General features: G+C 59.0%; 21 protein-coding genes. 20 read left to right on the forward strand and 1 reads right to left on the reverse strand.

Translation table 11 applies throughout. The annotated features are described in order from the left end of the window. Nucleotide 1 precedes the first annotated feature (1 nt). From plsX to AB7M26_RS12950, 15 genes are all read left to right on the forward strand, one after another. Nucleotides 2-1,012 carry a phosphate acyltransferase PlsX gene (plsX, locus tag AB7M26_RS12880; RefSeq protein WP_123494584.1) on the forward strand — a complete coding sequence of 337 codons (1,011 nt, stop codon included), beginning with the start codon at nucleotides 2-4 and terminating at the stop codon, nucleotides 1,010-1,012. A gap of 124 nt (nucleotides 1,013-1,136) precedes the next feature. Next, nucleotides 1,137-2,075 carry an ACP S-malonyltransferase gene (gene fabD / locus AB7M26_RS12885; RefSeq protein ID WP_123494583.1) on the forward strand — a complete coding sequence of 313 codons (939 nt, stop codon included), beginning with the start codon at nucleotides 1,137-1,139 and terminating at the stop codon, nucleotides 2,073-2,075. Nucleotides 2,076-2,091: 16 nt separating this feature from the next. Further along, nucleotides 2,092-2,835, forward strand: a complete 744-nt coding sequence (gene fabG / locus AB7M26_RS12890; protein ID WP_123494581.1) for a 3-oxoacyl-ACP reductase FabG — start codon at nucleotides 2,092-2,094, stop codon at nucleotides 2,833-2,835. 191 nt (nucleotides 2,836-3,026) lie between these two features. Beyond that, complete coding sequence (acpP, locus tag AB7M26_RS12895; protein ID WP_003175607.1) at nucleotides 3,027-3,263, forward strand: acyl carrier protein; 237 nt, start codon at nucleotides 3,027-3,029, stop codon at nucleotides 3,261-3,263. A gap of 108 nt (nucleotides 3,264-3,371) precedes the next feature. Next, nucleotides 3,372-4,616, forward strand: coding sequence for a beta-ketoacyl-ACP synthase II (gene fabF / locus AB7M26_RS12900; RefSeq protein WP_008067780.1), 1,245 nt, complete (start codon nucleotides 3,372-3,374; stop codon nucleotides 4,614-4,616). Then, nucleotides 4,616-5,431, forward strand: coding sequence for an aminodeoxychorismate lyase (gene pabC / locus AB7M26_RS12905; RefSeq protein WP_123494580.1), 816 nt, complete (start codon nucleotides 4,616-4,618; stop codon nucleotides 5,429-5,431). Before fabF ends, pabC begins: the two co-directional genes overlap by 1 nt. Before the next feature lie 3 nt (nucleotides 5,432-5,434). After that, nucleotides 5,435-6,661 carry an endolytic transglycosylase MltG gene (gene mltG / locus AB7M26_RS12910; RefSeq protein WP_123494579.1) on the forward strand — a complete coding sequence of 409 codons (1,227 nt, stop codon included), beginning with the start codon at nucleotides 5,435-5,437 and terminating at the stop codon, nucleotides 6,659-6,661. Nucleotides 6,662-6,680: 19 nt separating this feature from the next. Beyond that, nucleotides 6,681-7,313, forward strand: coding sequence for a dTMP kinase (tmk, locus tag AB7M26_RS12915; protein ID WP_123494578.1), 633 nt, complete (start codon nucleotides 6,681-6,683; stop codon nucleotides 7,311-7,313). Further along, complete coding sequence (locus AB7M26_RS12920) at nucleotides 7,306-8,292, forward strand: DNA polymerase III subunit delta' (protein ID WP_429384590.1); 987 nt, start codon at nucleotides 7,306-7,308, stop codon at nucleotides 8,290-8,292. Before tmk ends, AB7M26_RS12920 begins: the two co-directional genes overlap by 8 nt. Before the next feature lie 43 nt (nucleotides 8,293-8,335). Beyond that, nucleotides 8,336-8,692 carry a PilZ domain-containing protein gene (locus AB7M26_RS12925; protein ID WP_008014345.1) on the forward strand — a complete coding sequence of 119 codons (357 nt, stop codon included), beginning with the start codon at nucleotides 8,336-8,338 and terminating at the stop codon, nucleotides 8,690-8,692. Between the two features lie 14 nt (nucleotides 8,693-8,706). Next, entirely contained in the window at nucleotides 8,707-9,498 is a 792-nt protein-coding gene (locus AB7M26_RS12930) for a TatD family hydrolase (RefSeq protein ID WP_123494576.1), read from the forward strand. Nucleotides 9,499-9,882: 384 nt separating this feature from the next. Next, the gene (locus tag AB7M26_RS12935; RefSeq protein ID WP_008067794.1) at nucleotides 9,883-10,521 is read left to right on the forward strand and encodes a TetR/AcrR family transcriptional regulator; all 639 of its coding nucleotides are present in this window, start codon (nucleotides 9,883-9,885) and stop codon (nucleotides 10,519-10,521) included. A 139-nt stretch (nucleotides 10,522-10,660) separates the two neighbouring features. Continuing rightward, entirely contained in the window at nucleotides 10,661-11,629 is a 969-nt protein-coding gene (locus AB7M26_RS12940; protein WP_123357798.1) for a GTP 3',8-cyclase MoaA, read from the forward strand. Between the two features lie 216 nt (nucleotides 11,630-11,845). Continuing rightward, nucleotides 11,846-12,451, forward strand: a complete 606-nt coding sequence (locus tag AB7M26_RS12945) for a DUF4823 domain-containing protein (protein WP_007903975.1) — start codon at nucleotides 11,846-11,848, stop codon at nucleotides 12,449-12,451. Between the two features lie 16 nt (nucleotides 12,452-12,467). Continuing rightward, complete coding sequence (locus AB7M26_RS12950) at nucleotides 12,468-13,028, forward strand: DUF1285 domain-containing protein (protein ID WP_123494575.1); 561 nt, start codon at nucleotides 12,468-12,470, stop codon at nucleotides 13,026-13,028. 59 nt (nucleotides 13,029-13,087) lie between these two features. Here the strand turns inward: AB7M26_RS12950 and AB7M26_RS12955 are convergent, their stop codons facing one another. Beyond that, a complete protein-coding gene (locus AB7M26_RS12955) occupies nucleotides 13,088-13,960 on the reverse strand; it encodes an esterase/lipase family protein (RefSeq protein ID WP_123494573.1) in 873 nt (290 codons plus the stop codon). A 248-nt stretch (nucleotides 13,961-14,208) separates the two neighbouring features. Here AB7M26_RS12955 and AB7M26_RS12960 point away from each other — a divergent pair, with 248 nt between their 5' ends. From AB7M26_RS12960 to araG, 5 genes are all read left to right on the forward strand, one after another. After that, on the forward strand, nucleotides 14,209-14,925 hold the full coding sequence (locus AB7M26_RS12960; protein ID WP_050683259.1) for a FadR/GntR family transcriptional regulator: 717 nt from the start codon (nucleotides 14,209-14,211) through the stop codon (nucleotides 14,923-14,925). 126 nt (nucleotides 14,926-15,051) lie between these two features. Then, on the forward strand, nucleotides 15,052-15,927 hold the full coding sequence (locus AB7M26_RS12965) for an SMP-30/gluconolactonase/LRE family protein (RefSeq protein ID WP_123494572.1): 876 nt from the start codon (nucleotides 15,052-15,054) through the stop codon (nucleotides 15,925-15,927). 273 nt (nucleotides 15,928-16,200) lie between these two features. Further along, the gene (locus AB7M26_RS12970; protein ID WP_123494571.1) at nucleotides 16,201-17,019 is read left to right on the forward strand and encodes an SDR family oxidoreductase; all 819 of its coding nucleotides are present in this window, start codon (nucleotides 16,201-16,203) and stop codon (nucleotides 17,017-17,019) included. A 121-nt stretch (nucleotides 17,020-17,140) separates the two neighbouring features. Beyond that, nucleotides 17,141-18,145 (forward strand): substrate-binding domain-containing protein, encoded by a 1,005-nt coding sequence (locus tag AB7M26_RS12975; RefSeq protein WP_123494570.1) that lies wholly within the window; start codon nucleotides 17,141-17,143, stop codon nucleotides 18,143-18,145. Nucleotides 18,146-18,211: 66 nt separating this feature from the next. Next, complete coding sequence (araG, locus tag AB7M26_RS12980; RefSeq protein WP_123494569.1) at nucleotides 18,212-19,756, forward strand: L-arabinose ABC transporter ATP-binding protein AraG; 1,545 nt, start codon at nucleotides 18,212-18,214, stop codon at nucleotides 19,754-19,756. The last annotated feature ends 7 nt before the right edge of the window (nucleotides 19,757-19,763 follow it).

Raw genomic sequence — 19,763 nt, forward strand, 5'->3', positions numbered from 1 at the left:
CTTGTCCGCTCAAGTCATCGCGATTGACGCAATGGGCGGGGACTTCGGTCCCCGCAGCATTGTTCAGGCCAGTCTTGCTTGCCTGTCTGCTACATCCTCGCTGCACCTGACCCTCGTCGGTCAACCCTCCCTTCTTGAAGAACTGCTCGCCAGCCAATCGGCTGTGGATCGCGCGCGCCTGTCGATTGTGCCGGCGTCCGAAGTCATCACCATGGACGAAAAGCCTGCCCAGGCCTTGCGCGGCAAACCCGATTCGTCGATGCGCGTGGCGCTGGAGTTGCTGCGAGACGGCAAGGTCCAGGCCTGCGTCAGTGCCGGCAATACCGGTGCGCTGATGGCGTTGTCGCGTTTTGTGCTCAAGACCTTGCCGGGCATTGATCGGCCGGCAATGATCGCGGCCATTCCAACGCAGAAGGGCTACTGCCAGTTGCTTGATCTGGGTGCCAATGTCGATTGCACTGCCGAGCACTTATTGCAGTTTGCAGTGATGGGCTCGGTTGCGGCAGAAACTCTGGGTATCGTTCGCCCGAGGGTCGCATTGCTGAACATCGGTACTGAAGACATCAAGGGCAATCAGCAGGTCAAGCTGGCAGCCACCTTGTTGCAGAGTGCTCGTGGCATCAACTACATCGGGTTTGTCGAAGGTGACGGCTTGTACCGTGGCGAGGCGGATGTGGTGGTGTGTGACGGCTTTGTCGGCAATATCCTGCTCAAGTCCAGCGAAGGCCTGGCGACCATGATTGCCGGGCGCATCGAGGCGTTATTCAAGAAAAATTTCGCGTCCAAAGTGGTGGGTGCGCTGGCGCTGCCGCTGATGAAACGCTTGCAGGCCGAGCTGGCGCCGGCGCGACATAACGGCGCAAGTTTCCTCGGTTTGCAGGGAATTGTCGTGAAAAGCCACGGTTCGGCGGGGGTGCAGGGTTTTCAGAGTGCGATACAGCGAGCGCTGATCGAGATCCAGGAAAACCTGCCGGAGCGGCTTCATGGGCGCCTGGAAGATTTGTTGCCTTAGGCGTTTTCGTCGGACAATGCTTAAATGTGACCGCTCAGTTCAATGGGCCATCCAACTGTGAGTTTCTTGCGTTCCAGAAACGGGACGTCATTCTCCGACGACAAGATCATTAGGGGCTTGTTACATGTCTGCTTCCCTCGCATTCGTCTTTCCAGGACAGGGTTCGCAGTCCCTCGGCATGCTGGCCGAGTTGGGCGCGCAACATCCGGTGGTCCTCGAAACATTCAAAGAAGCTTCCGATGCTCTGGGTTACGACCTGTGGGCACTGACCCAGCAAGGGCCGGAAGAACAACTCAATCAAACCGATAAAACCCAGCCGGCCATTCTGACCGCCTCGATCGCCTTGTGGCGCCTGTGGCTGGCTGAAGGCGGCGCGCGTCCGGCGTACGTCGCCGGTCACAGCCTGGGCGAATACAGCGCCCTGGTGGCTGCAGGCAGTCTGAGTCTGGGCGATGCAGTGAAACTGGTAGAGCGTCGCGGTCAGTTGATGCAAGAGGCCGTTCCGGCCGGGCAGGGCGGCATGGCTGCAATCCTGGGTCTGGAAGATGTCGACGTGCTGGCAGCCTGTGCCGAAGCGGCGCAGGGCGACGTGGTTAGTGCGGTCAATTTCAACTCCCCGGGTCAGGTAGTGATCGCCGGTGCCAAGGCGGCGGTCGAGCGCGCCATCGAGGGCTGCAAGGCACGCGGCGCCAAGCGCGCCATGCCATTGCCGGTCAGCGTGCCGTCCCACTGCGAATTGATGCGCCCAGCCGCCGAGCGGTTCGCCGAATCGATTGCAGCGATCGACTGGCAGGCGCCGCAGATCCCTGTGGTACAGAACGTCAGCGCTAACGTGCCGGCGGATCTGGAAACCCTCAAGCGCGATCTGCTTGAACAGCTCTACAAGCCTGTACGCTGGGTCGAGTCGGTCCAGGCGCTGGCGGCCAAGGGTGCGACCGAACTGGTTGAGTGCGGGCCTGGCAAAGTGCTGGCCGGTTTGAACAAACGTTGCGCCGAAGGCGTGTCGACCTCTAATCTCAATACCCCAGACGCTTTCGCTGCCGCCCGCGCAGCGCTGGCCTGAACAAGGAGAAGCTTGCATGAGTCTGCAAGGTAAAGTTGCATTGGTCACCGGTGCCAGCCGTGGTATCGGCCAGGCTATCGCTCTGGAATTGGGTCGTCAGGGTGCCATTGTCATCGGCACCGCGACTTCCGCTTCAGGGGCCGAGCGTATTGCTGCGACCCTGAAAGAAAATGGTGTTCAGGGCACTGGCCTGGAACTCAATGTCACCAGCGACGAGTCCGTAGCGGCTGTGCTGGCGAGCATCCAGGCGCAATTCGGTGCGCCGGCGATCCTGGTCAATAATGCCGGTATCACCCGCGATAATCTGATGATGCGCATGAAAGATGACGAATGGCATGACGTCGTCGACACCAATCTGAACAGTCTGTTCCGCCTGTCCAAGGGCGTTTTGCGCGGCATGACCAAAGCCCGTTGGGGACGAATTATCAGTATTGGCTCGGTTGTGGGTGCCATGGGCAACGCAGGCCAAGTAAACTACGCTGCCGCCAAGGCCGGTCTGGAAGGTTTCAGCCGTGCACTGGCGCGTGAAGTCGGTTCGCGTTCGATTACGGTAAACTCGGTGGCCCCAGGGTTCATCGACACCGATATGACCCGTGAATTGCCCGAGGCGCAGCGTGAAGCCTTGCAGACGCAGATTCCGCTGGGTCGTCTGGGGCAAGCTCAAGAGATCGCGTCTGTGGTCGCTTTTCTTGCATCTGACGGTGCGGCTTACGTTACTGGGGCTACAATCCCGGTGAACGGCGGGATGTACATGAGTTAAATGTGACGGATTGCTTCAAAAAAATGTCATACGAGCTGTCTAAAATCCGTTATAAAGCTGCAATCTATTTATAGACAGAGGGTCGCCGGGTTTGAGGAGTGAAGCTTTCAGTTGAAAAACTGAAAAGTCTTTCTATACACTTACCCACCGGCCAGCTGCCTGAATTTGTCCATTAGGAGTGAAAACAAGGTATGAGCACCATCGAAGAGCGCGTCAAGAAAATCGTTGCTGAGCAACTGGGCGTTAAAGAAGAAGAAGTGGTCAACACTGCTTCCTTCGTTGAAGACCTGGGTGCCGACTCCCTTGACACTGTTGAGCTGGTGATGGCTCTGGAAGAGGAATTCGAGACCGAAATCCCTGACGAAGAAGCTGAGAAGATCACTACTGTACAAGCAGCAATCGACTACGTTACCAGCCACCAGGCGTAATAGTTTTTAGTCGTCGCTCGCTGTCATGGAAAAACCGCACTGCCATCATGGCGTGCGGTTTTTTCTTTAGGCCTGATGCAAAGTCGTCATTTGAAAAAGGAGAGTGCTGTGTCGCGTAGACGCGTCGTAGTCACCGGTATGGGTATGTTGTCGCCACTGGGCACGGATGTGCCGAGCAGCTGGCAGGGCATTCTGGCTGGCCGCAGTGGCATTGGTCTGATCGAACACACCGACCTTTCTGCCTATTCCACCCGTTTTGGCGGCTCGGTAAAGGGCTTCAATGTCGAGGAATACCTGTCGGTCAAGGAAGCTCGCAAACTCGACCTGTTCATTCAATACGGTCTGGCTGCAGGTTTTCAAGCCGTGCGTAACGCAGGTCTTGAGGTCACCGACGCCAATCGCGAGCGGATCGGCGTGGCCATGGGCTCGGGTATTGGCGGTCTGACCAATATCGAAGAGACCAGCCGCACACTGCATGATTCCGGGCCACGACGGATTTCTCCGTTTTTCGTGCCTGGCTCGATCATCAATATGATTTCCGGTTTCCTGTCCATCCATCTGGGGGCACAGGGACCTAACTACGCCATCGCCACGGCGTGTACCACCGGTACGCACTGCATCGGCATGGCGGCACGCAACATCATGTACGACGAAGCCGACGTGATGATTGCCGGTGGTGCCGAGATGGCCGCGTGTGGTCTGGGCATGGGCGGCTTCGGTGCCTCCCGCGCACTGTCGACCCGCAACGACGAGCCGACCCGCGCCAGCCGTCCATGGGACAAAGGCCGTGATGGCTTCGTTCTGTCCGACGGCGCCGGCGCACTGGTGCTCGAAGAACTGGAGCACGCCAAGGCCCGTGGCGCGACCATCTACGCCGAGCTGATCGGCTTCGGCACCAGTGGCGATGCTTACCACATGACTTCGCCACCGGCCGATGGCGCGGGTGCTGCGCGTTGCATCACCAATGCCTTGCGCGATGCGAAGATCAACAGCGATCAGGTTCAGTACATCAACGCCCACGGCACCTCGACCTCCGCTGGCGACCTCGCCGAAGCCTGTGCGATCAAGTCCGTGTTCGGTGATCACGCCTACAAGCTGGCGGTCAGTTCGACCAAGTCCATGACCGGTCACCTGTTGGGTGCGGCGGGCGCGGTCGAGGCGATTTTCAGCGTGCTGGCAATCAACAGCCAGGTAGCACCGCCGACCATCAACCTCGATGAGCCGGACGAAGGCTGCGACCTCGACTTCGTACCCCACACCGCGCGTGGCATGGATATCGACGTGGTGCTGTCCAACTCCTTCGGATTTGGCGGTACCAATGGCTCGCTGGTGTTCCGCCGGTTCGCTGACTGATGGACAGCTGGGTCGACGGTCAACCGGCTGACGCTTTGTCGCTGAAGGATCGCGGCCTGGCTTACGGTGACGGTCTGTTCGAAACCGTTGCGGTCAAGGGCGGGCAGCCGCTGCTGCTGGATCGACATCTGTCGCGTCTGGCGGAGGGGTGTTCGCGTTTGGCTATTTCCGCCGATCATCAACTGATCCGCGCGGAGCTGCTGGCCTATGCCGCCGCGCTGGGTGAGGGCGTGCTCAAACTCATCCTCACCCGCGGCGACAGCCTGCGCGGTTATGCCGCCGATCCCTCGGCTCAGGCTCGACGTATTCTGCAAGGCAATCCTCCTGCAACTTATCCGGCTGTTCATGCGGAGCAGGGTGTTCGCCTGTTTCCGTGTGCGACACGGCTTTCCAAACAACCATTGCTCGCCGGCCTCAAGCATTTGAATCGTCTGGAGCAGGTCATCGCCCGTTCCGAATGGCAGGACACCGAGCATGCCGAAGGCTTGATGCTGGATCAGGTCGGGCGGGTGATTGAAGGCGTGTTCAGCAATCTGTTCCTGGTACGCGATGGCGTGCTGGTGACGGCCAATCTCAAACGCTGCGGTGTGGCGGGTGTGATGCGTGCCGAATTATTGTTTCAAGCCAAGTCATTGGGGATTCCCACGCAAATCACCGATATCACCCTCGAGCAGCTGCAATGGGCTGACGAGGTCTTTGTCTGCAACAGCGTGTATGGCGTTTGGCCGGTGCGCGCCTATGCCGCACTGAGCTGGCCGGTTGGGCCGCTCACCCGTAAACTCCAAACCATTGCCCGTGCGCTACTGGATGCTTGATTCGTGAGACGTAAATTCTTGCTGCTGCTGGAAACCGGATTGGTTCTGGCGGGGCTGTTGGCCGGCGCTTGCGCCTGGAAAATCGATTCGGCGCTGGAACAGCCGCTGAACATCGCCCAGGAAGAGCTGCTGGAAGTGCCCAAAGGCACTACGCCAAACCGCACCTTCCTTCGACTCGAAGCCGATGGCGTCATCAAAGACGCTTTCTGGCTGCGCGTGTATTGGCGCTTTAATCTGGCAGGGCAACCGTTGCACAGTGGCGAATACCGCATGGTGCCGGGTATGACAGTCAATGGGCTGATCGACCTGTGGAAGCGCGGAGAAATGGTGCAATACAGTCTGACGCTGGTCGAAGGCTGGAATTTTCATCAGGTTCGCGCAGCGCTGGCCAAGGATGAAAAACTCGAACAGACCCTCAACGGTTTGAGCGATAGCCAAGTGATGGACAAACTCGGGCACAGCGGGATTTTCCCCGAAGGACGATTCTTCCCCGACACCTATCGTTTCGTGCGGGGCATGACCGACGCCGATCTGCTCAAGAAAGCTTACGACCGCCTCGATGAGGTCCTCCTCAAGGAATGGAACCAGCGCGCTGCCGACGTCCCTTACACCGAGCCCTATCAGGCGCTGATCATGGCCTCGCTGGTGGAAAAGGAAACCGGTGTGCCGCAGGAGCGTCGGCAGATCGCCGGCGTATTCGTGCGGCGCATGGAGATGGGCATGCTGTTGCAGACCGATCCAACGGTGATTTATGGTCTGGGTGATCGTTACAATGGCAAGTTGACCCGTGCTCATCTCAAGGAGCCGACGCCGTATAACACTTACATGATTGCTGGCCTGCCGCCGACGCCGATTGCGATGGTGGGCCGCGAAGCGATCCATGCGGCGCTGAATCCGGCGGACGGCAACAGCCTGTATTTTGTCGCGCGCGGTGATGGCAGCCACGTGTTCTCCGATGATCTGGACGCTCACAACAATGCGGTGCGGGAGTTCCAGATCAATCGACGTGCCGATTACCGCTCCAGCCCTGCGCCGACTGTTACGCCGTCGACGGAGGATGCCCAGGCGCCAATCCCGGCGGCTTCGCCCAATACGGCGCCCGAAGAAATGCCGCCAGTAGCGCCGCAAGACTCTGAGCAAGGCTCTGCACAAGAGCCTTCACAAGAGCCTGCACAAGAATCTGCGCCAGCACCCGAAGCGGATGCACCTGCGCCACAAAGCCCGCAATGACTCTGACTAAGGACTGCCTGTGACTGGCTTGTTTATTACCCTGGAAGGCCCGGAAGGTGCCGGCAAGAGCACCAATCGCGAATACCTGGCCGAGCGTCTGCGCGCTGCCGGGATCGAGGTGGTGTTGACCCGGGAGCCCGGCGGCACGCCCCTGGCTGAGCGGATTCGCGACGTGCTGTTGGCGCCGGTCGATGAGGTCATGAATCCTGACACCGAGCTGCTGTTGGTGTTTGCCGCGCGAGCCCAGCATCTGGCCGAGGTGATCCGTCCGGCGCTGGCCCGTGGCGCGGTAGTCCTGTGCGATCGCTTTACCGATTCGACTTATGCCTATCAGGGCGGTGGTCGCGGTTTGTCGCTGGAGCGCATTGCGACCCTCGAAACATTCGTCCAGGGCGATTTGCGCCCGGACTTGACGCTGATTTTCGATCTGCCGGTAGAAGTGGGCCTGGCCCGCGCCAGCGCCCGCGGTCGGCTGGACCGCTTCGAGCTCGAAGGCCGAGCGTTTTTCGATGCAGTGCGCACTGCCTTCCTTGGGCGTGCCAAAGCGGATCCTGCGCGTTATGTGCTGGTGGATGCCGCTCAGCCGTTGGCACAGGTTCAGCAGTCTCTGGATGCCTTGTTGCCACGTCTGCTGGAGCTGACCCGTGGCTGAAGCCTATCCGTGGCAGGACAGTCTCTGGCAGCAATTGGCCGGCCGTGCCCAGCACGCCCATGCCTATTTGCTGCATGGCCCGGCCGGGATCGGCAAGCGCGCGCTGGCCGAGCGTCTGATGGCCCATTTGTTGTGTCAGCGCCCGACCGCCCAAGACGCCTGCGGTGAGTGCAAATCCTGTCTGCTGCTGAAGGCTGGCAGTCACCCCGACAACTACATTTTGGAGCCGGAAGAAGCAGACAAGGCGATCAAGGTTGATCAGGTGCGTGATCTGGTCAGCTTCGTGGTTCAGACCGCGCAGATGGGCGGGCGCAAAGTGGTGCTGATCGAGCCAGTCGAGTCGATGAACATCAACGCCGCCAACGCCTTGCTGAAAAGCCTTGAAGAGCCGTCCGGCGATACTGTTTTGCTGTTGGTCAGCCACCAGACCAGCCGTCTGCTGCCAACCATCAAGAGCCGTTGCGTGCAGCAAGCCTGTCCATTGCCAAGCGAAGCCATGAGTCTGGCCTGGTTGGCCAGCGCTTTGCCGGATTGTGCGCAAGAAGAGCGCATCGAGCTGCTTACCCTCGCCGCCGGTTCGCCATTGGCCTCGGTCAAATTGCAGGCACAAGGCGTGCGCGAGCAGCGGGCGCTGGTGGTCGAGGGCGTGAAGAAGTTGCTCAAGCACCAGCAATCGCCGACGCAACTGGCGGAAGAGTGGAAAACCATTCCCATGTTGCTGCTGTTCGACTGGTTTTGCGACTGGTCGAGCCTGATCCTGCGTTATCAATTGACTCAGGATGAAGCTGGGTTGGGGTTGGCGGACATGCGCAAAGTGATTCAATACCTGGCGCAGAAATCCGCTCAGGACAAGGTCCTGAATATCCAGGACTGGATCCTCGCCCAGCGACAGAAAGTGATGAGCAAAGCCAACCTCAATCCGGCATTGTTGCTGGAGGCGCTGCTAGTGCAATGGGTATCTTTGCCTACCCCAAAGTGACCGTCTGACACTAGACTCTGATCATCAGACAGTGGAGGTCAACATGAACGAACCCATCAGTCCGGGGCCGCGAAATGGCATTTTGTCCTTGACCATCAAAGACAGGGCCGTGCTCTACGCGGCCTACATGCCGTTCATCAAGAACGGTGGCCTGTTTATCCCGACCAACAAAAGCTACAAGTTGGGCGATGAGGTCTTCATGTTGCTGCACCTGATGGACGAACCGGAAAAAATTCCGGTCGCCGGCAAGGTCACCTGGATCACTCCCAAAGGCGCCCAGGGCAACCGTGCCGCCGGGGTTGGCGTGCAATTCAACGAAGGCGACAACACCGCGCGCAGTCGAATCGAAACCCATCTGGCCGGAGCCCTGAAGTCCGACCGTCCCACTCATACGATGTAAGTTGCAGCCCTTTTATGCTCGTAGATTCCCATTGTCACCTTGATCGCCTCGACCTCACCGCCCACGACGGCTCCCTGGATGCCGCGCTCGATGCGGCCCGTGCGCGTGGGGTAGGGCACTTTCTATGCATTGGTGTCAGCGCCGATAACGCCGCCGACGTCAAAGCGCTGGCCGAACGTTACGACGATGTCGACTGTTCGGTCGGCGTGCATCCACTCGATGTGCAGCCGGGTGCCGCACCGGCGCTGGACTGGCTGTTGCACGAACTCAATCATCCGCGGGTGGTGGCAATCGGTGAAACCGGCCTGGACTATCACTACGAGCCGGAAGCGGCAGCGTTGCAGCAGGAGTCGTTCCGTCTGCACCTGCAAGCAGCGGGGCAGACCGGCAAACCGGTGATCATCCATACCCGTGGCGCGCGGGCCGATACCCTTGAACTGCTGCGCGAAGCGGCACTGCCTCAGGCGGGTGTGCTGCATTGCTTCACCGAAGACTGGGAAATGGCCAAGGCTGCGCTGGACATGGGGTATTACATTTCCTTGTCCGGTATTGTCACTTTTCGCAATGCCGATGCCCTGCGGGATGTGGCCAGCAAGGTACCGGCTGACCGTTTGCTGGTGGAGACCGATTCGCCGTACCTGGCGCCGATCCCTTATCGCGGCAAACCGAACCTGCCGCAATACGTGCGTGAGGTAGCGGAATTTCTGGCCATGTTGCGAGGTGAGTCCTACGAGCGATTTGCCGAGCAAACCACCGAGAATTTCAAGCGTTTGTTCCCGTTGGCGCATGTCAGGGCGCCGGTGTAACGTTAGAAAAGATCGCAGCACCTATGGGGCTTTGGCCGCTGAATCACAGGCAAAAAAAACCCGGGTTCTGGGGGGGGAATCCGGGTTAAGACCATTAGGAGTAAAACAAAGGCACGCAATCCGTTGGTACCTTCATCGGCGCGACACTTGGGGGAGATGCCTCGCCGACAGTTGAAGTATTGATCAGTATTGCGCCGAGTCCAGTTTAGCTGGTCGGGTTTTTAAACAAATTTGGAATACGCGCGCTTCGGTTGAGTTCTCATCAACCCTCGAGGTGGCGCGAATTCATCAAGAAACACATATATGGTCGGATGATCCGTGCATTTTGGCGTAAGTTAGGCATAATACGCGGCTTCGAATTTTGACCCCTACAGACCTTTTCTTATGCATAAAGAACCTCGTAAGGTCCGTGAGTTTCGTCGCCGCGAGCAAGAAATTCTCGATACCGCGCTCAAGCTGTTCCTCGACCAAGGTGAAGACAGTGTCACCGTCGAGATGATTGCTGATGCCGTCGGTATCGGCAAAGGCACGATCTACAAGCACTTCAAATCCAAGGCGGAGATCTATCTGCGCCTGATGCTCGATTACGAGCGCGATTTGAACGAGCTGTTGCATTCGGCCGATGTCGATAAGGACAAGGAAGCCCTGTCCCGGGCCTATTTCGAATTCCGCATGCGCGACCCGCAACGCTATCGGTTGTTCGATCGCCTGGAAGAAAAGGTGGTCAAGGGCAACCAGGTGCCGGAGATGGTCGAGGAATTGCACAAGATCCGTGCCTCGAACTTCGAGCGCCTGACCCTGCTGATCAAGGGCCGGATCAGCGAAGGCAAGCTCGAAGACGTGCCGCCTTACTTCCATTACTGCGCGGCCTGGGCTCTGGTACATGGCGCGGTGGCGCTGTATCACTCGCCGTTCTGGAGCAATGTGCTGGAAGATCAGGAAGGTTTCTTCCAGTTCCTGATGGACATCGGCGTGCGCATGGGCAACAAGCGCAAACGCGATACCGACACGCCGAGCAACTGAACCCGTCAGTTGCCTTGTTGCGCCATGATTTAGCTACATGGCGCAGTACCGCAGGAATATACTCAGGCATAGGGCTTGCTAAAACTTGATTTGTGAGTCAAGTTTTGCGTGTTCGAATCTTCTTTCGCCGGAGTGATCCATGATCGTTGACCGTCAAGGCAGGCGTTTTCGCAATTTGCGGATCAGTCTGACCTCAGCCTGCAACTACGCTTGTACCTACTGCGTGCCCAACGGCAAGCGGCTGGTGGCTGCACAGGATGAGTTGTCGGCCGAGGCCATGGCACGCGGCGTGGCCTACCTGATCGAGGCCGCGGGCATCGAGCGTTTGCGCATTACCGGTGGTGAGCCACTGGTCAGCCCCAAACTCGAAGCCTTCATGACCGCCGTCGGTCAGATGGGCCTGGCGGACATCAGCCTGACCACCAATGGTCAGTTGCTGGCGAAGAAGCTGCCACTGCTGGTGGATGCCGGCATTCGGCGCATCAACGTTTCCCTCGATACCCTGGATGCCAGCGCTTTTCGCAGTATTGCGCGCGGCGGTGATCTGGCGACCGTTCTCGACGGCATGGACCAGGCCGCAGCGGCCGGTATGAAGATCAAGGTCAATATGGTGCCGCTGCGTGGGCAGAACCTTGATCAGGTGATGCCGCTGCTCGATTACTGCCTGGAGCGCGGCTACGAGTTGCGCTTCATCGAGTTGATGCGCATGGGCCATCTGGCCAGCGACTCCAACGCCTTCCTGCAGCAGTTCGTCAGCCTTCAACAATTGCTGAGCCTGATCGGCGAACGCTACGAGTACCTTCAGGCCGATGCGCCGGTCGATGCCACGGCGGTGCGTTACCAGATTCCGGGGCTGGGCCACTTCGGCGTGATTGCCAACGAAAGCGTTCCGTTTTGCCGCACCTGTTCGCGTCTACGCTTGTCGTCCACTGGTTGGCTGCATGGCTGCCTGTCGTCGAGCAATCGTCACTATGTCGGCGATTTGTTGGACAAACCTCGTCACCAGGCGCTGCCGGCGTTGCAGCGACTGCTGGTCAAAGCCTTGGGCGACAAGCAGGAAGTGGCGTTCTCCGGTGGCGCGACCATCATGAAAATCATCGGCGGCTGATCGGGCCTCTTCGCGGGCAAGCCTCGCTCCCACAGGTCATCTGTCGGATGCAGAAACTGTGACCGACAGATGACCTGTGGGAGCGAGGCTTGCCCGCGATAGCCATCTTCCAGTCACCTTAAAAACACCTGACACATCCCTGCACATTGAGCTGGCGCGGAAGCTGCATCCCATGGCCATTCGCCGGTTTTCCGTCACCGGCCTCTGGAGGGTAGGATGCGTAGCCTGGTTTTGCTGCTGGCCGTTTTGGCGCTTGGTGGCTGCATGAATGTCAGTGATATGGCCGAAGGGACTCGCTACCACATGAGCGACGCGGGCCTGCTGGACCACAGCGACAGCCGTCGTGTGAATAACTTCCGCATTCAGCCGGACTCGTTCATCTACATTGCCCAGGGTGCCTTCGTGCCGCCGGGCAATGCCTACCCGCGACCTAACGTGGTGGCTGAAGAGGCCTTCAACGGCTTTATCGAATATTTCCCGATGGTCCGCCGCGCCCGTGCTCCGGAAGGCCTTGACGCTGCCATGGGCGAAGCCCGTGCCGCCGGCGCCCATTACCTGCTCTACACGCGTTTCGCCAAGGCCGACGACCGCATCGGCAACTCGGACGAATGGCTCGACCAGGAACACGTGGATCGCCTCGGAATCGACAACGGCGTGATTCAAATCATGTTGATCGAGACCAGCACCCAGTATTTGATTGATACTGCACGTATCAAGAGTCGTGGCGGTTTACTGACGTTCCACGACAACAAGCCAGAAGACTTGTTGGGCCCGCCGCTGGAGCAATACGCTCGCAGCCTGCTGGGGCTCAGCGACCAGTAATTCAAAGGAGAACGCCATGAGTGGCCCGCAAAAAGCCAACGATCTGTTGGGGCAAATCCCCAAAACCAAAGGCTTGCCGCCGGTCCACTTGTGGAACCCCGACTTCTGCGGCGATATCGACATGCGCATCGCCCGCGATGGCACCTGGTATTACCTGGGCACGCCGATCGGACGCAAGCCGATGGTCAAGCTGTTCTCCACCATCATTCGCCGCGACGGTGATGATTACTTTCTGATTACCCCGGTCGAGAAGGTTGGCATCAAGGTCGACGACGCGCCGTTCGTGGCAATTGCTGTGGAGGTCGAAGGCGAGGGTGATGCCCAGGTCTTGCGCTTTACCACCAACGTCGATGAAACGGCCGATGCTGGCGCCGAGCACCCTATGCGCGTGGTGATCGATCCGGTAACTCAGGAGCCCGCGCCGTACGTGCATGTGCGCACCAATCTTGAAGCGCTGATTCACCGCAATGTGTTCTACCAACTGGTGGAGCTGGCGGTGAGTCGTGAAATCGACGGGCAGCGTTGGCTGGGCGTGTGGAGTGGCGGCGAATTCTTCCCGATCGGGCTTGAGCCATAGTCGATTGAGCGTTGGCAACGAAACGGCCCGTTATTGCAACGGGCCGTTTTTTTATGGGCTTACAAACCTTTGCTCTTGAGCCGGGCGGCATGTTCAAGGTAGAGCATGACCGGGCTCACGTTCCAACTGTTGATCCCTGCCATCTGATTGACTGCGTCGAAATGGTCCATGGGGTAATCCGAGCGGATCACTTTGCCCAAGTGAGAGCTGTAGCGGCCGACCAATCCATCGTTGGCGTGCTCCTCCTTGTAAAACAACTTCGACAGCACTTTACAGTTCAAATGGGTCGGGTCGAGGAGTTGCAGGCTTTGGAAGTTCTGCACGATCCCGCTCCAGGAGTAGTAATACACGCCGTTTTCAATTTCGTTGCCTTCGCCGCCCCAAACCTTTGGCACCCCTTGCGGGTACTTGCGATTGAAGGCAGCCAATCCCGCGCTAGTCAGCGATTCGAATGCCGCTTCAGCATCAATCGGGTTTTCCGGATGGCCGCTGATCAACGAAATGAAGGTGCCGACCGCGCCAAACAGGGCCAGTACGAACGCTTCGGGCAACTCTCCGGGCGTCAGCGCCTTATGCAATTGGTCGGCAATCTCGGAGCCATGATTGGGGCAACTGACAGACGTGACCGACGCGACCTTTTCCGGGTGCAGCGCTGCTACGTAGCGTGCGGCCAGAGGGCCTTGGCTATGGCCGATCAGATTGACCTTGGCAGCTCCCGTTTCCAGCAAAATGCGGTTGACGTGCTCGAGCAGTTTTTCACCGCGTTCTTCATTGCCGTTGACGGTTGGAATATTGACGGCGAACACTTGGGCGCCGGCGCGTTCCAGGGCTTCCTCGATTTCGAAGAAGTAGGGGTAACCGGCGATTTTATCGAAGCCGAAAAGGCCGTGAACCAACACAATGGGGTATTTCGTAGACGCATCCATGTCCATGTTCATACCTGTCGATAGCGGATTTGAAGGGGAACAGACCGCTGACTGCCCGATCTGCTGCGGCTAACCGTAGTTTACAAAGTGGATGGGATCAAAGCGCTTCGGGCAGGATTCGGACGAACAGCCGTGTTCGTATAGCGAGGCATCTGAAAATCCAATTGACACCCAATCATATGATGATTAGCGTGGACACCCATCGCGAACGGCTTTGTGTCGTTTGTTTTTTATCACCGGTCGACGAGGTGCCCATGTCCAGCAGTTTTCATGCGTCGACGGTCGACTGGCTGGGGTGCTGGATTGCTGCCGGCCAGGTAAAACCCGGCGAAACCATCAAAGTCGAAGCCGATCTGGGCGAGCAGCTCGGTGTCAGCCGTACGGTCATCCGCGAAGCCATCAAAACCCTGGTGGCCAAAGGCATGCTCGAAGTTGGGCCAAAGGTCGGCACACGCGTATTGCCGGTGCGACGCTGGAACCTCTTCGATCCGCAAGTCGTCGGCTGGCTGTCGCGCAGCGGCTTACCGGAAAACTTCGTCGACGATTTGCTCGACCTGCGCCGCACCATCGAACCCATGGCGGTGCGCTGGGCCTGCGAGCGGGCGACGGTGGAACAAGTGCAAGCCGTACTCCAGGCCTATAACGCGCTGGAACGGGCGGTGGACAGCGGCATCGATTACAACCGCGCCGACCAGTTCTTCCACGAGTGCATCCTCGCCGCCAGCCACAATCAATTCATCGAACAAATGGTCCCGGCCCTCGGCGCGTTGCTGGCCGTGTCTTTCGAAGTGTCTGCCGCCGACCCGGACGAACTGCGCCGAACCTTGCCAATCCACAAAGACATGGCCGACGCCATCGCCGCCCGGGATGCCGCACGGGGTGTGTGGGCCTGCATGACCCTGATCGATAACGCAGACTTGGCGATCAAACGCTTCTACCCCCAAGTCATGGCCGATAAAAAAGCTAGCTAACCAGACGAACCCTGTGGGAGCGAGCCTGCTCGCGATAGCATCGGTACATCCAACATCCATGTGCCAGACAGACCGCAATCGCGAGCAAGCCCGCTCCCACATAAAAGCAATAAAAAAGGAGGTTTCATGACGTGGACTGCGGTTACCGGACACCGTGCGCAACTCGGCGAAGGCCCGTTCTGGGATGCTCCGACCCAGGCGCTGTATTGGGTAGATATCGCCGGTAAACAAGCGCTCAGGCTGATCGGCGCCAATGTGCAAATCTGGCAGATGCCGGAGCACGTGTCCGCGTTCATCCCATGCGAAAGCGGCGATGCCCTGGTGACATTGAGCAGTGGGGTTTATCGGCTGGATCTGGATTCCCCGGGCCTTGAACCTCGGCTGAGCTTGTTCTGCGTCGCCGATCCGCAACCCGGCAATCGCCCCAACGAAGCCCGCTGCGATGCCCAGGGCCGGCTCTGGCTGGGCAGCATGCAGAACAACATCGGTGAGCAGGGCGAAGATTTGCCCGTCGTGCGCCGCTCCGGTGGCCTGTTTCGCATCGACCGCGATGCGCGGGTCACGCCGCTGCTTCGAGGATTAGGCATCCCTAATACATTGCTGTGGAGCGACGACGGCACAACCCTGTATTTCGCCGACAGCCTCGACAGCACGCTTTACCGGCATTTCATCCATACCGACGGCAACCTGGACACCGCCTATGTCTGGCTTGGCCCCCACGAACGCGGAGGCCCCGACGGCTCGGCGATGGATGCCGAGGGCTATATCTGGAATGCCCGTTGGGATGGCAGTTGTCTGCTCAGGCTGAACCCGGACGGTTATGTGGATCGGGTGATCGAACTGCCGGTCAGCCGTCCCACCAGTTGTGTATTCGGTGGTGAAGACTTCAAAACCCTGTACATCACCAGCGCCGCAAGCCCGCTCAATCATCCGTTGGACGGCGCGCTGTTATCGATTCGAGTGGATGTGCCCGGAAAACCCTGTCAGCGATTCGCTGGATAAATCCCAAAATATGGGATGTAAAATTATATATTGAGATTATTTGGCGGTCGGGTTTATAGTCGGCCCCATCAGTTACACGCACTCACACTTAAAAAAACAAAACAGGTGAAGTGATGCAGCGATATTCCACCGCACTCCCGTACGGAGTCAGTGCTTCAGGCCGCCTCGGCGCCCGGGCGTTTTCGCGCCTGCCTGCCTGGTCCCAACAGCTTTTTGACCGGACATCGACAGATGTCCGGTTTTCGTCGTGCCTTCAAACAGGAGTGTTGATCCATGGCTGAACCTCTTTCCTTGCCTCCGGTGCCCGAACCGCCCAAGGGTGAGCGCCTGAAAAACAAGGTGGTGCTGTTGACCGGTGCCGCTCAGGGTATCGGCGAAGCGATTGTCGCAACCTTCGCCTCCCAGCAGGCCAAGCTGGTCATCAGTGATATCCAGGTCGAGAAAGTTGAAAAAGTCGCGGCGCACTGGCGTGAACAAGGCGCGGATGTCGTAGCGATCAAGGCCGACGTGTCGCGCCAGCACGACCTGCACGCCATGGCTGAATTGGCCATCGAACTTCACGGCCGGATCGACGTGCTGGTCAACTGCGCCGGGGTCAACGTGTTCCGCGACCCGCTGCAAATGACCGAAGAAGACTGGCATCGCTGCTTCGCCATCGATCTGGACGGCGCCTGGTATGGCTGCAAAGCCGTGTTGCCGCAGATGATCGAGCAGGGCATCGGCAGCATCATCAATATTGCCTCGACCCATTCCACTCACATCATTCCCGGCTGCTTCCCGTACCCGGTGGCCAAGCATGGCTTGCTCGGGCTGACCCGCGCCTTGGGCATCGAATACGCACCCAAAGGTATTCGGGTCAACGCCATCGCCCCGGGCTACATCGAGACCCAACTGAACGTCGATTACTGGAACGGTTTTGCCGACCCCCATGCCGAACGTCAACGGGCCTTCGACCTGCATCCACCGCGGCGCATCGGCCAGCCGATTGAAGTGGCGATGACCGCTGTGTTCCTGGCCAGCGATGAAGCGCCGTTCATCAATGCCTCGTGCATCACCATCGATGGTGGACGCTCGGTCATGTACCACGACTGAATAACTCGGGTTTCAAGCGCGAAACTACGTCTGAAATTCAATCATCATACGATATGACTATTGGCTGCATGCTTTGAAGGCTTTCAAATAACGCTCAAAAAAAATAACAAGGAGTCAGCTTATGAAACGTCGTCGTGGGATCCGTTCCCTGTGCTGTGCCGCTTTGGCGGTCACCGCGGTCAGCCTGAGCAGTACATTGCTGGCGGCCGAGGAAGTGAAGATCGGTTTTCTGGTCAAGCAAGCGGAAGAGCCCTGGTTCCAGACCGAATGGGCCTTCGCCGAAAAGGCCGGCAAGGACAAGGGCTTCACCGTCATCAAAATCGCCGTGCCTGATGGCGAGAAAACCCTCTCGGCCATCGACAGTCTGGCGGCCAACGGCGCCAAGGGCTTCGTGATCTGCCCGCCGGACGTGTCCCTGGGCCCGGCGATCATGGCCAAGGCCAAGCTCAACGGTTTGAAAGTGATCGCCGTCGATGACCGTTTCGTCGATGCCGGCGGCAAGTTCATGGAAGACGTGCCGTACCTCGGCATGGCTGCATTCGAAGTCGGCCAGAAACAGGGCGCCGCCATGGCCACTGAGGCGAAGAAACGCGGCTGGGACTGGAAAGACACCTACGCGGTGATCAACACCTACAACGAACTTGATACCGGTAAGAAACGCACCGACGGTTCTGTCAAAGCGCTGGAAGACGCCGGTATGCCGAAAGACCACATCCTCTTTTCTGCGCTGAAAACCCTCGACGTACCGGGCAGCATGGACGCCACCAACTCAGCCTTGGTGAAGCTTCCGGGGGCGGCGAAAAACCTGATCATCGGCGGCATGAACGACAACACCGTGCTGGGCGGCGTACGCGCCACCGAAAGCGCCGGTTTTGCCGCGGCCAACGTGATCGGCATTGGCATCAACGGCACCGATGCCATCGGCGAACTGAAAAAGCCTAACAGCGGCTTCTTCGGCTCGATGCTGCCGAGCCCGCACATTGAGGGCTACAACACCGCGAGCATGATGTACGAGTGGGTCACCACCGGCAAAGAACCGCCCAAATACACCGCGATGGACGACGTTACGCTGATCACGCGCGACAACTTCAAGCAGGAACTGGAAAAAATCGGCCTGTGGAACTGAGGCGCGGTTGATTTCATCGGCGGCCCTGGCGATGGGGCTGCCTGACCGGTGTGATGAGGTGAGTTTATGCACGCGCACGTACAAACAAATGAACAGAGTATTGGCGGCAGCTTGCGCTTCAACGGGATCGGCAAAACCTTTCCCGGGGTGAAGGCGCTGGACGGCATCAGTTTCGTCGCCCATCCGGGGCAGGTTCACGCCTTGATGGGCGAGAACGGCGCCGGTAAATCCACGCTGCTGAAAATCCTTGGCGGTGCTTACACGCCGAGCAGCGGCGATCTGCAGATCGGCGAGCGGACGAGGGTCTTCAAGTCCACCGCCGACAGCATTGGCAGCGGGGTTGCGGTGATCCATCAGGAGCTGCACCTAGTGCCGGAAATGACCGTCGCCGAGAACCTGTTTCTCGGGCATCTGCCGGCGAGTTTCGGCCTGATCAATCGCGGCGCTTTGCGGCAACAGGCATTGGCCTGCCTTAAAGGCCTGGCCGATGAAATCGATCCGCAAGAGAAAGTCGGGCGCTTGTCCCTCGGTCAGCGGCAACTGGTGGAAATCGCCAAGGCGTTGTCCCGTGGCGCGCATGTGATTGCGTTCGACGAACCCACCAGCAGCCTGTCGGCGCGGGAAATCGATCGCTTGATGGCGATCATCGGACGCCTGCGCGACGAAGGCAAAGTGGTGCTTTACGTCTCACATCGCATGGAAGAAGTGTTCCGCATCTGTAACGCGGTGACGGTGTTCAAGGACGGTCGCTTCGTGCGCACCTTCGAGGACATGAGCGCGCTGACCCATGATCAGTTAGTGACGTGCATGGTCGGTCGCGACATTCAGGATATCTACGATTACCGCAGCCGCCCACGTGGCGCGGTGGCGCTCAAGGTCGACGGGTTACTGGGGCCGGGCTTGCGTGAGCCGGTGAGTTTCGAGGTGCACAAGGGTGAAGTCCTCGGGCTGTTCGGCCTGGTCGGGGCCGGGCGCACCGAGCTGTTCCGGATGCTTAGCGGGCTGACGCGCAATACCGCCGGGCGCCTGGAATTGCGCGGTCATGAACTGAAACTGCGTTCGCCGCGCGATGCCATCGCCGCGGGGATTCTGCTGTGCCCCGAGGACCGCAAGAAGGAAGGCATCCTGCCGCTCGCCAGCGTCGCCGAGAACATCAACATCAGTGCTCGCGGCGCCCATTCCACCTTCGGCTGCCTGTTGCGCGGCTTGTGGGAAAAAGACAATGCCGACCAGCAGATCAAGGCGCTGAAGGTGAAGACGCCCAACGCGGCGCAGAAAATCATGTACCTGTCTGGCGGCAATCAGCAGAAGGCGATTCTCGGTCGCTGGCTGTCGATGCCGATGAAAGTCCTGCTGCTCGACGAGCCCACCCGGGGCATCGACATCGGTGCCAAAGCCGAGATTTACCAGATCATCCATAACCTGGCTGCCAGCGGCATCGCGGTGATTGTGGTGTCCAGCGACCTGATGGAAGTCATGGGCATTTCCGACCGCATCCTGGTGCTTTGCGAAGGCGCGATGCGCGGCGAACTGACCCGCGAACAAGCCAATGAATCCAACCTGCTGCAACTAGCGTTGCCACGCCAACGCGCTGCCGACGTGGCGAACTGAGAGGTGA

This window comes from Pseudomonas sp. F-14 TE3482 (genome assembly GCF_053629455.1).

Coding starts and splice junctions, on each gene's coding strand:
- fabG (WP_123494581.1), top strand. CDS start 2,092: ATGAGTCTGCAAGGTAAAGTTGCATTGGTCACCGGTGCCAGCCGTGGT.
- AB7M26_RS12935 (WP_008067794.1), top strand. CDS start 9,883: ATGCATAAAGAACCTCGTAAGGTCCGTGAGTTTCGTCGCCGCGAGCAA.
- pabC (WP_123494580.1), top strand. CDS start 4,616: ATGGACAGCTGGGTCGACGGTCAACCGGCTGACGCTTTGTCGCTGAAG.
- AB7M26_RS12970 (WP_123494571.1), top strand. CDS start 16,201: ATGGCTGAACCTCTTTCCTTGCCTCCGGTGCCCGAACCGCCCAAGGGT.
- AB7M26_RS12965 (WP_123494572.1), top strand. CDS start 15,052: ATGACGTGGACTGCGGTTACCGGACACCGTGCGCAACTCGGCGAAGGC.
- AB7M26_RS12950 (WP_123494575.1), top strand. CDS start 12,468: ATGAGTGGCCCGCAAAAAGCCAACGATCTGTTGGGGCAAATCCCCAAA.
- AB7M26_RS12940 (WP_123357798.1), top strand. CDS start 10,661: ATGATCGTTGACCGTCAAGGCAGGCGTTTTCGCAATTTGCGGATCAGT.
- AB7M26_RS12955 (WP_123494573.1), bottom strand. CDS start 13,960: ATGGACATGGATGCGTCTACGAAATACCCCATTGTGTTGGTTCACGGC.
- AB7M26_RS12960 (WP_050683259.1), top strand. CDS start 14,209: ATGTCCAGCAGTTTTCATGCGTCGACGGTCGACTGGCTGGGGTGCTGG.
- AB7M26_RS12925 (WP_008014345.1), top strand. CDS start 8,336: ATGAACGAACCCATCAGTCCGGGGCCGCGAAATGGCATTTTGTCCTTG.
- fabD (WP_123494583.1), top strand. CDS start 1,137: ATGTCTGCTTCCCTCGCATTCGTCTTTCCAGGACAGGGTTCGCAGTCC.
- AB7M26_RS12930 (WP_123494576.1), top strand. CDS start 8,707: ATGCTCGTAGATTCCCATTGTCACCTTGATCGCCTCGACCTCACCGCC.
- araG (WP_123494569.1), top strand. CDS start 18,212: ATGCACGCGCACGTACAAACAAATGAACAGAGTATTGGCGGCAGCTTG.
- AB7M26_RS12945 (WP_007903975.1), top strand. CDS start 11,846: ATGCGTAGCCTGGTTTTGCTGCTGGCCGTTTTGGCGCTTGGTGGCTGC.
- acpP (WP_003175607.1), top strand. CDS start 3,027: ATGAGCACCATCGAAGAGCGCGTCAAGAAAATCGTTGCTGAGCAACTG.
- AB7M26_RS12975 (WP_123494570.1), top strand. CDS start 17,141: ATGAAACGTCGTCGTGGGATCCGTTCCCTGTGCTGTGCCGCTTTGGCG.